Below are 12,875 nucleotides of genomic sequence, written 5' to 3'. Positions count from 1 at the left end.
ATGTGTTGCATAGTAAGGGAGGTGAGATTGATGTTGGGCAAGTTCTTGACAGGGTAGCCACCAAATACAAAGCCCGTTCACAAGTTTCAATTAGGCAAGCAGAATCCGTTGGTAGCAAGGTTGCCCACCTTGAAAGGGCGAGAGGCGGAGGTCAGTCATGTGCAGATGTGGAGATAAATGCCGGGTGGTTACGGATTCGAAATCGGGTTTCCAGTACCTGCTCTACTACTGCGATTGCCGGAAGTCGTGGATCACCTTTAAGGTTCCGTCCCCACGGTCCTGACCAGAAGCCTGGGACATCGGTTTCGGAGGTCGGACGTGGTAAGAAGCTCAATCAAGGAGGCAAAGTTATGTTTGGTGTCGTAAGGCCAAAAGGTCTGAATGTTCCCGCGAGTTTTCAAACTTCCCCGTCCTCCCTGGAACACGTTATTCGCCTGGCCCTGTCACATTGCACGGTCATTATTTCAGATCGAAACTCAAAGAGAAAGCTGTCACGCCTGCGCAGAAAGGCGATTCATGCCTTGCACCGGGGTGGCGATGATCAAGTTCGGGATGCCGGCAGAGAGGTTGCCTCTTTCGTCAGGCAATTCGATCCGAGATTGACCACCAAGCTTGCCAGTTTGTGTGGAGATGAGGTTTAGTACCGAAGGAATCTGACGCACTTTCCAATGGGCAGCGGCAGGAGTTTGTCAAAGCCGCTTGTCATAACCCTTAATTCAAACACGATTTAAAAACCCGAAGCACTCCAGTCGGATAGCAAAAAAGGAGCAGAGAATTATGGCAGAAAAAAAGATTTCAAAAACGGCCCGCGCCAGCATGGCCAACCGGGAAATCACTCGTTATAATAAACCGTGCCCTCAGTGCGGGCAAAACATGGTGGCGACCCAGTTTATCAAGTCATCCGAACGCCCCGGCGGGATGTACTGGGTGTGCGATCAGGACGACTACGCCCAACGCACGTAGGCGTCGAAAGGACTATTGAAACCAGGGAGGCCCTCCTCACCGGTGGAGGGCCCAGGTTGACAACTTTCCTGGCTTCATCGTTGACAGACACGGTGGTCTCGAGACCAGATGGGTTAGACATCCTCTTCAGAAGCCCCTTCCCTAATTTCCACGCGACAGCAGACTCGGCACCACGCAGCACGAGCTTGCCGCGCGTCTGGCCTGCCATACCCAACTCGAACGCCCTCGGCGCCCCGTCACGCGTCATGGCCTCCTCACCAACCGGATGAAGCTTGGATTGAGAAAGAGGGATTTACCGCCGAGGCGGGGAGTTGGCAAAGGTTAGCGGGAAGGAAAGGACTCAAAACCTGCGGGTTCGAAGCGGCTGCCCGCTTCTCTCACCATACAATCTCAAAGTCTGCGCCATAGAAACGGCGGAGGTCACTGAAGAATTGCCCAAACTGGGGCGAGGCAAGATTGTTTTGCACATCCCGGGGATTGAAATGGTCGGTCAAATTAAAGACCTTACCGGTGATCTTTGCCCGGTATTTCCTCCACACCCTGAACTCCTTTGAGACGGCGAGGTCCAGGGCAAAGAATGCCGGGAAGCGGGTGTTATCGGCGTTTCGGATGCCGATAAAGTTCTGAATTTCATCGACCACGGAATAGGGGAATCCGCGTCGTGCCTCAAAGATTGGGGAGAGGGTCATATCCCACGGAATGTGGAAGATTCCCCAGGAAATGAACCTCTGCGGAGTATCAAACGGAAGATTGGAATACTGGTTTGGGCGAAGGAGTGGAATGGGAGTATTTCCGTAGAAGGCGTTGAAATTGTTTAAGTCCCCTTGGGCTTTGCTCTGTACAAACGAGGTGGTGAGCATGTCATTCTTGCGGAATTTGAATTCCAAAACAGTATCGAACTCATAGTACCGGCCCTGTCCCCGGTTGCTGAGAACGGTGGCAGGATCGATGGGAGAAGAAAAGCTGGGCTCCACCATAAACAGTCGCTTCGAATAGCTCTTCAGGAAATTCAACCGAACCCTCGCCCATGGAAGGGGGTTGTGATCGAATTCAATATTCCAGCTGATGTTGTATGGGGTGAAACTGAAATCGGGATTTTCCCGCTGTTCCGTCACTCGTCCGCGTGGCCCCACGTCAATTATGACGTTTTGGAAAAACAGCGGTGGCCCTAGCGGGGTCAGGCCATCGGGTCCGAAGAAAGTCACCACTCGATTCTGCTGCTGCTGGAAATTGGTTGCATTGAGCGGGACCTTGTCGTAGAAGAGCCCGAAGCCCCCGCGCAGGACCGTCTTTCCATTCTTAAAGGGGGAAAAGGCAAAACCCGCGCGCGGCGCAAGGTTGACCGCATCGGCGATGGTCTGGTTGTTGTATCGAAGTCCCAGGTCAAGCTGGAAGCGCGAATGAATCAGCCACTGGTCCTGGAAGAAGGCCGCAAACTCCGTATTGGACTGGCTCAGATTCCCGGTTCCAACAAATTGATCACTCTCCGCGAGTGTTCCATCGAGGCGAAGGACTTCGACGGGCAGGGAGCGGGAAAAACCGGTGTACCGTGAGTAGGTCACCCCCCCGCCGTACTTCATTTGATGGGTCCCCCAGGCATGTTTAGGGGGGAGGGTATAGACCAGGAGCGTTTCCAGCCGGTCACTGTACCGATTCTGGATGTTAAAGTAATTCCCGCTGTATGTCTGAGGTTGCAACGCCATCGGCTGCACACCCTGGCCCCAGATGTAGGCGTCGAAGTTGGTGAACTGGACCAGTCCGGTCAACAGCCCGCCCGACTTGGTGCTGAAATTGTCTGTGGCATTAAAAGAATAACCGCGTTGGCGGAAATTCGGCGTGACCACCTGGGGATTGAAATGATTCAGGTTCAGGAAGTTCTTGGTTTCCGGGAAGACATTCAGACTCACGGTCAGGATATCCCGGTTGGAAAGAGTGAAGTCGAACCGGGAATAGGAATTGAATGCTTCCGTTTTCATTTCATTCTGAGGAAAGGTCAGGCCGCGGACCGGGGACTTGATGATGTCATATTCAAAACTCTGGGCCCAACTGATCCGGTCCTTCAACAAAGGCCCCCCAAACGAAAGCCGTGGGGTATCGTCGGCTATTCCAACGATCTTCCCTCCCTTGATCCGTGGGCTGGGCAGAAAATCACTAAAAGAAAAATCCCATTTTGGCCCCGCAGGTTTGGTTTCAACCGTGGTCACTCCGCCGGTAAACCGGCCATATTCCGAGAGGTAAGGACTCTTAAATACCTGAACCGACTCCACGGCATCGATAGGGATATTAATGACAAAGTTCCCGGTCACTGGATCGCTGGAGACCGCCTGGTTCACCAAAACCGTGCTCTGTGATTCCTGTCCGCCCTTGATACTGATCTTGCCATCCGCGGTTCGAATGACTCCCGGGATGATCGGCAAGGTCTCCTCAATCTTCTTGACCTTCAGGGGTATCGTTTCAATGGTCTTTTCAGTAATCTTGCCGGCCGTGGGGCTCGATCCCACCGCCACTTCACTGGTGGGCTGTTCGGTGACCGTGATCTCCTGGGTCATCGTGATTTTCGGGACCATCAACACGTCAAGTTCGGTCACAACGTCCGGTTTTATTTCCACATGATCCTGGGTCAACACCTCAAAGCCCTCTTTGGAAAAACGGACTTGATATAACCCAGCGGGAAGCATCTCGAAGGTGAATCTCCCTTTTTCGTTGGAGTTGAGCGACTTGAAGACGCTTGCAAACTGGTCTTGCGAGACTTCCACCTTGGCGTCAATCACCGGTTTGGAGTTCGCGTCGATCAAGGTGCCGGATATGGATCCATACTTAGGCACAACCGGGGATTGGGCCACGAGGGAAAGCGAAGAGAGCAGGATGCACAAGACGACGGCAATACTTCGAAGGGTGGAATCTAATTTCATCAATTTGCCCTTTGTCACAGGATAATCAGAACCTTTGAATAGGAGGATACTTAGCCGCCTTTCCAACCCGCCATTATACACGACATCTCCTCATCCGAGGATGTATTCAATCACACCTTTTCGAAGCCATGGCGAAGTCGACCCGGTACCTTCACATGCCAGCTTATGGCCTAGACTCAGCCACACCGCGTGTCTTTTCCCTTTCAAATCTGTTTGTTTGATGTGACTGGGCCTCCGCAGGTTTACTTCCTTGATTATTCTTCTCCGTCGGAGCAGAATAACGGATGAAAGGCGGTAAACAAGTAATTTTTTGTTTCTTTTCGCATTCATTTGGCGCCACTCGTGGACGACCCGTTGGTTCCGGGTCGGACGTACCGAAACAGCGGTTCCGCCGAGGCGGGATCTCTCGGGAAATGAACAGAAACCCACACCTCTGGGCTGACCGGGCGGACAAATCAAGACCTGGCGCCCCTGAACTGGCGTTCGCCCCAGTTCAGTTCTTTACATCAGCAAGCTAATCGGGAAGGAAACTAGCCATGTCGCCGTTCGGACTGAGGACAATTCTCTGCCCGGTGGATTTCAGTGATCTATCTGCCCTGGCCTTGAAGTACGCTGTGGATTTCAGGAAGTGTTCAGGAGGCGATCTCTTGATTTTGTTTGCAAATCCCTTTTTGCCTCCCCCGCAACTGACGGGTCCACAGATTGACCAGCTTGCAGAGGCTTGGAACGAATCCAAGCGCTCGACCGAGCAGTACCTGGCTTCCTTTGTTGAAAAGCAACTCGGGGAAGCCCCAACAGGAATCGAGTTGATCGTCGTCGAATCCCCGCCGGTCAACGCCATTGTAGAGACGGCGGGACTGCGTACGGTTGACTTGATCGTTATGGGGACTCATGGGCAGGGAGGTGAGACCCGCATGTTGTTGGGATCGGTGGCGGAACGCGTCTTACGGGAATCGGGCTGTCCGGTGCTCACCGTTCGCCTGAAGAAGGAGAAGACTAAAACTCCGGCGGCCATTCGAAATATCCTTGTACCCATCAATTTTTCAGTGGTATCCAGGATGGCCCTGGTATCGGCAGGACGTATTGCCGAGTGCTTCGGGGCGACGGTGTCGGTCCTGCGGGCCATCGAGCCTTTTGAAGAGCCCTGCAACGAGGCTGATGAAATGACTCGTCTGCAGGCCTGGGTTCCTCCTGAAATCCGCAAGAAATGTGAAATTCAAGAATTTGTGATTAAGGGAGAAGGAGCTGAGAGGATTGTGTCCTTTGCCGAGGAAGAAAAGATCGATCTGATTGTTCTTGGCGCCCAACACCGGAAATTTTTTGATTCCACCATTGTGGGCACGACGACACTCCGGGTGGTGCGGCACGCCCCTTGCCCTGTGTTCACACTCATTCGCAAATGACGGGGTTTGAGAGGCTGTGTCTTCGGGGCTGCTTATTTTCCACGGCCGGGACGGGCTGTCGTGCTCGCCGGCCGCCTCCTTTTTTCTCCCTTTTTCTTGCCGACGGGCTCCAGCCCATCTGTTATCATTCACCACTATCCTCGGTGATTCAGGGTTTGACGGCCCCCGGGAGTGAGGGGGGAATAAAGCGCCCATTGGAAAGGGATTCATGCACCGATCCGCGGGTAAACGGATCATCATCACGGGAGGGACCTCCGGAATCGGAGCTGCGCTGGTCCGGGAGTTCGCCCAACGCGGTGCGCACGTGGGAACCCTGGCCCGACGGGAGCCGGAGCTTCAAAGGCTTTGCCAAGAACTTCGGACCCGCTTTCCCCGTCAGATCTTCTGCTGCCAGCCGGCGGACGTTCGAAAAGAAGACGAGCTTGAAGCGGCAATGGAAGCACTGACTCTTGGACTCGGCGGCTTGGACATCGTCATTGCCAATAGTGGCATTGGAGAGAGAAAGAGTGCTTTCAGTTCCCACCAATGGGAGCTTGCCCGAGAAACCCTGTCGGTGAATGTCTTGGGTGCAATCCACACATTGGAAATCGCAAAGAATTACTTCTTAAAGCACCAGCAGGCCGGACAGCTGGTGGGCATGAGTTCGGTGGCAGCGGCCCGCGGCTTTCCCCGCAGCGCCGCTTACTGCACTTCGAAGGCCGCCCTGGCCATGTATCTTGAAGCCATTCGAGGAGAGTTGGCCGGCGGCGGCATTGACGTTATTTCTGTTCATCCGGGTTTCATCAGGACGCCAATGACGGCCCAGGTTCGATCCATGCCCTGGTTGATGGATGCCGAACCCGCGGCACGTCGCATTGCTCAGGCCATCGAAATGCGGAAGAAGCGCTACATCTTTCCTGCGCCCATGCGCGTGGTTTACTGGTTTTTGAAACACGTGCCGGATCGGATGTACGACTATTGGTGCACTGACCGCGGGCACGGGAGGCAGAAGGTGGACGTGAAGATGCCGGGTGAGGGGATGGACTGAGCTCGTTCAAGGGCAGAGGCTTTCCTGATCCCTTGAAAAAGGCCGACGCGGCGAGGAACAGGATTCGCAAATCTCAGGGACGCTCTGCCAGCCCCATCGTCCTTTGCTACAAACCTCTGCGCTTGAGGGCACGGGCCCATCTTTCGACGACAATCTGACTCAAGAAAAGGGGGGAAAGGACCCGCGTGATGACCGCTCTAATCTTTGCCGTGGTAGTAGTGATTGCGGTGGGATACTTCTTGCGCACCGTATACTACCGCATTCGGCTGCTGATGGCTGCTCGTCCATCCGACCGCTTGGACCAACCCGGCCGGCGGATCAAGGCGGTGTTGCTCTACGCGTTCGGCCAGAAGAAATTTCTGGTGGGGGAGCAGCCCGCGGGCTGGATGCATTTCTTCATCTTCTGGGGATTTGTCATTCTCGGTGTGCAAATTCTCACCATGTTCGGGCGGGCCTTTTCTCCACATTTTTTTATCCCCGGATTTTCGCCTTCGGGGATGGGCGGCCCATTCCTTTTCATTCGGGACATTATGGAGCTGGTGGTGATCGTCGCTGTGCTGGTGGGACTTTACCGATGGGAGATTTCCCATCCGCGCCGTCTTCAGGGGTTCCAGCCTGCGGAATCACGTCTGGCGGGCCAATCACACTGGGAAGGCCCGCTGATTCTGCTTTTCATCTTCGTCATCATGGCGGGGGGCCTGTTATATGACGGCGGCCGCCTCTTGTATCTCGCGGGCGACCGCTGGGTGGAGGCCGAACGGCGATGGGAACCGGTCAGCGCGATGGTCAGCACGTACGTTTTGGCGCCTTTGGGTTTGCATTGGGCGAGGGTGATCAGCGAAGGGGCGTGGTGGGCGCACAACCTCGTCGTCCTCGTTTTTCTGAATCTTCTGCCTCGCTCCAAGCATTTCCATATCGTTACTTCGATCCCGAATGTGTTTTTCCGCAAGCTCGAGCCCGCCGGGGCGTTGAGCAAGATGGACCTGGAGAACTCTGAAGCATTCGGCACCTCTCGGATTGACCAGTTTACCTGGAAGCAGGACCTCGACATGTTCAGCTGTACGGAGTGCGGCCGCTGCACATCGCACTGCCCCGCCACGATGAGTGGGAAGGCGTTGGCCCCTCGGCAGCTCCTTCTCGACCTGCGAGATTACCTTTACGAGAATCAGCACGAGATGATTGGAAAGAAACGGGCGGCGACGGAGGCAGCTGTCGGGGAGAACATCGTCGGCGAGAAGTTAATCCACGACGAGGTGCTCTGGGCCTGCACGACCTGCCGCGCTTGCGAGGAAGCCTGCCCGGTGCTCATCGAGTACGTGGACAAGATCGTGGACATGCGCCGCCACCTCGTCCAGGATGAAGCCCGATTCCCGCCGGAGATCATCCGGACCTTTAACGGGATGGAGACCCACAGCAATCCCTGGGGTCTAGGCTCGCATAAACGGGCGGACTGGGCGGAGGGTTTGGATGTCCCCCTTATTGCACAGCATCCCGAGGCAGAATACCTCTACTTTGTGGGATGTGCCGGGGCGTTTGATGATCGAAACAAGAAGGTCACCATCGCGTTCACCAGGATTTTGAAGAAGGCCGGAGTCCGGTTTGCCATCCTGGGCGCCGAGGAACCCTGCAATGGCGAGACTGCAAGACGGCTGGGAAACGAATACCTGTTTCAGAATATGGTGGAACACGCTATCGGGATCTTCAATAAGTATGGCGTGAAGAAGATCATCGTCAACTGTCCGCATTGCTTTAATACCTTTAAGAACGAATATCCTCAATTTGGCGGACACTATGAGGTGGTCCATGCGGCCGAATTGATCTCTGAACTCATCAAAAAGGGGAAGCTGCAACTCCGGGAAACGGTTACGCAACCCCTGCGCGTGACCTATCATGATTCCTGCTATTACGGTCGCTACAATGAGATCTACGACACACCCCGGGAGATCCTTGCTCAAGTCCCGGGAACAAAGCTGCAGGAAATGGAACGGCACAAACACACGGGAATGTGTTGCGGCGGCGGGGGAGGATGGATGTGGATGGAGGAGCCCCAGGACAAGCGGGTGAGCCATCTGCGGGTGGATCAAGCCCTGGAAACCCGCCCGGACGCCGTCGCAGTCTCGTGCCCGTTTTGCATGATTATGCTCAGTGACGGCCTGAAAGCAAAGAACGCTGAGGAAACTGTGCGGATGCTCGATGTGGTCGAGATAGTGGAGGGTGCATTAACTCAAGGAGATCCCACAGAAGGCGCATGAAGTGGGATCGGTGAGGATTTGGGCCGGCGCGCTCAGATGCAGCCCCCGATGACATCGTGAATTCAGGTCCGTTCATGAAGGTCAACACGCCTTGGTAAATGTGTGAGGTCGATTCCTTAAAGAAGGCTTCAGGAAGCTCCCTGTCGCTTAGGTCCTGATGTGCCTTTTTGCTTTGATTTTGAATTTCAGGTTGAACCCGACGTTGGGTTCGGGGGGAAAGGGGATCAATCATTCCGAACGAGATAATGGAAAGACCACCTCAGCGGTTTGCGGCCTTCTTAAGCGTTTCCTCCAATCGATCGTCGATATCCTTCAATTCCCGGTATCTGTAAAGGCTGGGGCTGAAGTCCAGCCCATGTTCCACCCTCAAATGACGGATCAATGTCAACTTCTTCGGTTCCTCTGACACCCCATCCCCGGCTTGAGCCGACCGATGCCCTTCAGGTACCTTGATGGTCGACCCCACTGCGACTCCTCCTGGTCGCGGTGCCTCGGGAGAGGCCTTTGCGTTTCCTCGGAGAGAATTGGATGATTGCTCAGGTTGTGCGGAGGAAAGGGGACCTGAGCCTCCGGACGCTTGCGTCGATATCGGGTGCGGTGAGAGTACGGATGCAGGTTGAGCGGATTCGACGGTTGCAGGTCCCGGCTGGACATTTTTTAAGATCCCAATCAACAAATAGACAGCCAGCAACACCAAAATCGGGACGGCAATGTACAGACTCCTTGAAAGAAATTCCGCGGAAAGCAGCGAACTGAGTCTTGAAGATGGAGTAACGGTCGAGAATGGAACTTTCCCCTTTTGGGCAGGCGAAAGGTGTTTTTCCGAGCGGATGACTTCTTTCGGAGCGGGAGGGGATTGAGAGGATTTCATTGGGTGCACGGGCGATACGGGAGAAACTGCTTCACTAGTGGTCAGCGCATCCCCACTTCGATCTTCCATCCGCTCTTCAATAATTGGTTCAATCCGCTGTAACCTGCTTGCTGACCCTTTTGCGTTTCCTTCGGCGCGGCTCGGTAACTGCATGTCCGATAAACCTTGGCCTTCGCGGGGGCTCTCCTTTTTTGCCCGCGCTTGGTCATAAAAAGCTTGGAGGCGAGAACTGGAGGCTCCGTATCTTGGGAGTTCACGACGTGGGGCCGACGAAGTCCCATCCAAACTTGTTCGGAGAGGAGGGGAATAGCTCTCTTGACGTCCTGACGTCCCCAATGATCGGGCTGCCTTTCCAGGGGAGACCGGATGAGTTCCGTCCAGGAAAGATTCGATCCCAAGGGGATCAATCTCCTGATCACCCTGTTGGATCGGACTTGAGGATGACATTCCCTGCTTAGTGGAAACCCCGGAGTTGGCCGGGGGAATTCCCGCATCGCTGGCCGGTTCCCGGTTTCCGGGTTGGCCTCCCCACAGCATCTGTGCCGCTGCATGTAGGGTGCTCTCCGCATGCGCCGGATTTTTCACCATCTGGATGGGTGGAGGAGGGTCGGGCACGATGATTCGCTCAAAAAGTTCGGAGAGGCTCAATTCCGAAAAAGGAGGTATTGGAACTTCAGCCTCATCCGAGGGATTCAATCCCACACCATTTGGCGCAGGGATGTTCGAGGGCGAAATAATGGCTGTGCCGTATTCCTCGGGGGGGGGTTCTTTTACCAGTTCCACCAAGGGTCTGTTATACCGCTTCTCCAAAATGGCGCAATCCCGTTCCGACAGCCCGTTCTTAATTGCTTCCCGGATCACTCTCTCCAGAAGGCTCTTAAAGGCCATCCAACCTAACGCCCTTCTGAAGTACACAATTTCACCGGGTGCGGGCAGGATGGTGCGGTCATCGATGTTCAGAAAGACACGCAAGCCAGAATGTGAAGTGAACTCCGATCGAAAAGCGTCGCTGCTGACCTCGAGAATGTACTCGAGGAGAAGAATCTTGAAGTAAAGGATCGGATCACTCTCCGAGGATTGAGGCCGCAGGTCATAGAGGCTGAAAAAGGGTTGTGTGATGGCGCGAAAATCACACGTCGAAGTAAGACGTTCGAAAAACCCCGGTGGAACACAAACCCTCACTGCATGTTCTGCCTGTCGTTCGGGTTGGGAGGGGTGGGGTCTCAAATTCACGGTCGCCTCATTCGCTATGACCCGATGGTAAGGGCAGGAGGAGACTTTGTCAAGATTACGACTGATTCTTCACCACGGTTCCAAAGGTGAAATCTCACTCAAAGCACCACTCCGCGACTGACGGCTGGCGGGTTACAGGCGAACTGCTCCCATAAAGGAGGGACTTTTAGACCGCGCCTCCATTTTACTGGACGCACGATATCAGGCTTGGGCTCATGGCTTTAAGGTTCACCTGGACCTCCTCAACAGGATCCCACCGCAGACCCGGTTGGCATCGACGCCCAATCTCAAATTTGAAAATTCAGGTGCTGCGCGGTTCGAGAAGGGGTTTAACTTCGGAATAGAAGTTTATGTGGGAATGAGCCTGGGGGGGGACAAAAAAAGCGGAACCCCGTTTTCCGGGTTCCGCTTCAGTATGGCCACGATGCGAATGGATCGAGGTTCTAGTTGGGGCTCTTTTTGAGCTCTTCCTCAATCACTTTTTGGAAGGAGCTGAAAGGCTGTGCCCCAGGAAGCTGATGTCCGTTAATGATAAAACCGGGAGTCCCGGTGATACCGAGCGACTGCGCCTCGGTCATGTCCGCTTTGACTTGAGGCAGCGTCAGTTTGTTATCGTAGCATTCTTCAAATTTCTTGGCATCGATTGGAGTCTTGGCCACGAACTCAAGGGACTTCGCTTTCACGTTCTCCGGCGTAATGGCGGACTGGTTTTCGAAGAAACTGCGGTATAGCACCCAGAAGGCGTCATTGTTCTGCCTGCTGGCGCAGAGACCCGCGATCGCCGCATTCTCGGCCCACGGATGAAAGGGAAGAGGAAGGTTCTTGTAAACCAGCTTGACCTTGTCCCCGAACTGTTTCATGACATCGTTTTCGACCGTGCGATAGGCCTGGCTGCAGAACGGACACTGAAAATCAGAATACTCCACGATCGTCACCTTGGCATTCTTATTGCCGCTCACCGGTGCGTTTGCCGTGTTAATCTTTTCCATATTTTCAGCGAAGGGGTCCTTTGAGAGGTCAAGGATTTGTCCGACTATTGCAAACTTGTTGTCGGGGGTTGCCAGAATCTCGAGGCGGTTCGAGTTTGGGCCATTCTTGAACTCAAGCGTCACGGAATCCAACCCGCTTACCTTGGAGGCTGATCGTGCCACAACCGAGATATCCGTATTGGGTGGTATCTTGCTTGAGAACGCATTTTGGATCGTGTCAATAAGTCGCTGATTCGCTTTATCCAAGGCCGCGGGAGCGGCGGGGGGAGTGGACGGATCCTTGGCTTCCGGCTTCTTCGGCGTTTCGGCAGGGGGCTTCCCCGGGGTCGTGGCTTGTCCGGCCGCCATCAAAAGCGGAACTGAGAGGACAAGGATCATCGCAAAAGTCAAAAACAGCGCAAAATGAGAGATCTCTTTTCGAATTCCATTGTTCATAAAGTTATGACCTGATTCCTTTCAATGGCCCACTGATCTCTTCGATTCATCAAGGGAGTCAGGGGTTGTTATCATTCGTCCTCGTCCCGTATGGCTCTTGCAGGATCCGGGGCGCCCTACTTCTTCGGTGTTGCCGGTGCGGCGGCTGGCTTGGGAGCAGCGGCTGATGCGGACTGAGCATCAAATCGGCGGATGATCTCGGTTGTAATGTCAGTGGTAGGGCTGAAGTAGAGCACGCCCCCCTGGGCGGAGGAACTATCAATTACAAGCGAGTAATTCTGTTCGGAGGCATAGGACTGGATCACCCTCATGATTTTGGTGCCGATGGTGTTAATGGCCTCGTCCTGGAGCTGCTTGAACTCGTTGCTCGCATCCTCGCCGGCGCGGGTCAACTCTTTCTGCTTCGTGTCGATGAGCTTCGATTTCTGCGTCTGGGCCTCCTCGCTCAAGTTCTTCTCCTGCTTCTTCAACTCGGCCGTCAAGTCCTCGATTTCCTTCTTTTTCTTTTCGAGCTCAGCTGTCTTGGCGTCGTATTTGGTTTTCAAGGTATCAGCAGCCTTCTTACCCTCGATGGACTCGAGAATCGCAGTCTGCATGTTGATCACTCCGACGCGTGAGGCGTTGGAAGCCTGCGCGAAAAGAAGGGAGGCGCCCAGAAGTCCTGCCATTCCAAAAAACATTCCAGCAATAGTTCTAATCTTCATTGAATCTCCTCAATATGGATTGCTTCTGACCCTGAAGCATGGATCCCGGGTCATCTAAGCTTCGCTTTGCCTTTAGGTCGGGATGG

The 12,875-nt window shown here is 54.3% G+C and carries 9 protein-coding genes; 4 read left to right on the top strand and 5 right to left on the bottom strand.

Features of this window, described 5'->3' with window-relative positions; genetic code table 11:
* Window positions 1–777 precede the first annotated feature (777 nt).
* Window positions 778–963 (top strand): hypothetical protein, encoded by a 186-nt coding sequence (locus tag LAO21_09645; GenBank protein MBZ5552971.1) that lies wholly within the window; start codon window positions 778–780, stop codon window positions 961–963.
* Between the two features lie 377 nt (window positions 964–1,340).
* Here LAO21_09645 and LAO21_09640 read toward each other — a convergent pair whose 3' ends face one another.
* Window positions 1,341–3,875 (bottom strand): carboxypeptidase regulatory-like domain-containing protein, encoded by a 2,535-nt coding sequence (locus LAO21_09640; protein ID MBZ5552970.1) that lies wholly within the window; start codon window positions 3,873–3,875, stop codon window positions 1,341–1,343.
* Window positions 3,876–4,411: 536 nt separating this feature from the next.
* Here LAO21_09640 and LAO21_09635 point away from each other — a divergent pair.
* From LAO21_09635 to LAO21_09625, 3 genes are all read left to right on the top strand, one after another.
* Window positions 4,412–5,278, top strand: coding sequence for a universal stress protein (locus LAO21_09635; protein ID MBZ5552969.1), 867 nt, complete (start codon window positions 4,412–4,414; stop codon window positions 5,276–5,278).
* 208 nt (window positions 5,279–5,486) lie between these two features.
* Window positions 5,487–6,305 (top strand): SDR family NAD(P)-dependent oxidoreductase, encoded by an 819-nt coding sequence (locus LAO21_09630; GenBank protein ID MBZ5552968.1) that lies wholly within the window; start codon window positions 5,487–5,489, stop codon window positions 6,303–6,305.
* 188 nt (window positions 6,306–6,493) lie between these two features.
* Window positions 6,494–8,557, top strand: coding sequence for a (Fe-S)-binding protein (locus LAO21_09625; GenBank protein MBZ5552967.1), 2,064 nt, complete (start codon window positions 6,494–6,496; stop codon window positions 8,555–8,557).
* Window positions 8,558–8,816: 259 nt separating this feature from the next.
* Here the strand turns inward: LAO21_09625 and LAO21_09620 are convergent, their stop codons facing one another.
* From LAO21_09620 to LAO21_09605, 4 genes are all read right to left on the bottom strand, one after another.
* A complete protein-coding gene (locus LAO21_09620) occupies window positions 8,817–9,023 on the bottom strand; it encodes a hypothetical protein (protein MBZ5552966.1) in 207 nt (68 codons plus the stop codon).
* 446 nt (window positions 9,024–9,469) lie between these two features.
* Complete coding sequence (locus LAO21_09615; GenBank protein MBZ5552965.1) at window positions 9,470–9,826, bottom strand: hypothetical protein; 357 nt, start codon at window positions 9,824–9,826, stop codon at window positions 9,470–9,472.
* A gap of 1,278 nt (window positions 9,827–11,104) precedes the next feature.
* Complete coding sequence (locus tag LAO21_09610) at window positions 11,105–12,085, bottom strand: thioredoxin domain-containing protein (GenBank protein MBZ5552964.1); 981 nt, start codon at window positions 12,083–12,085, stop codon at window positions 11,105–11,107.
* A gap of 116 nt (window positions 12,086–12,201) precedes the next feature.
* Complete coding sequence (locus LAO21_09605; GenBank protein MBZ5552963.1) at window positions 12,202–12,789, bottom strand: OmpH family outer membrane protein; 588 nt, start codon at window positions 12,787–12,789, stop codon at window positions 12,202–12,204.
* Window positions 12,790–12,875: the final 86 nt, after the last annotated feature.

The organism is Terriglobia bacterium, from assembly GCA_020073085.1.
Lineage (GTDB): Bacteria > Acidobacteriota > Terriglobia > JAIQFV01 > JAIQFV01 > JAIQFV01.
Note: the sequence above shows the minus strand (reverse complement) of the source record. Positions and strands in the feature narration are given on the sequence as shown.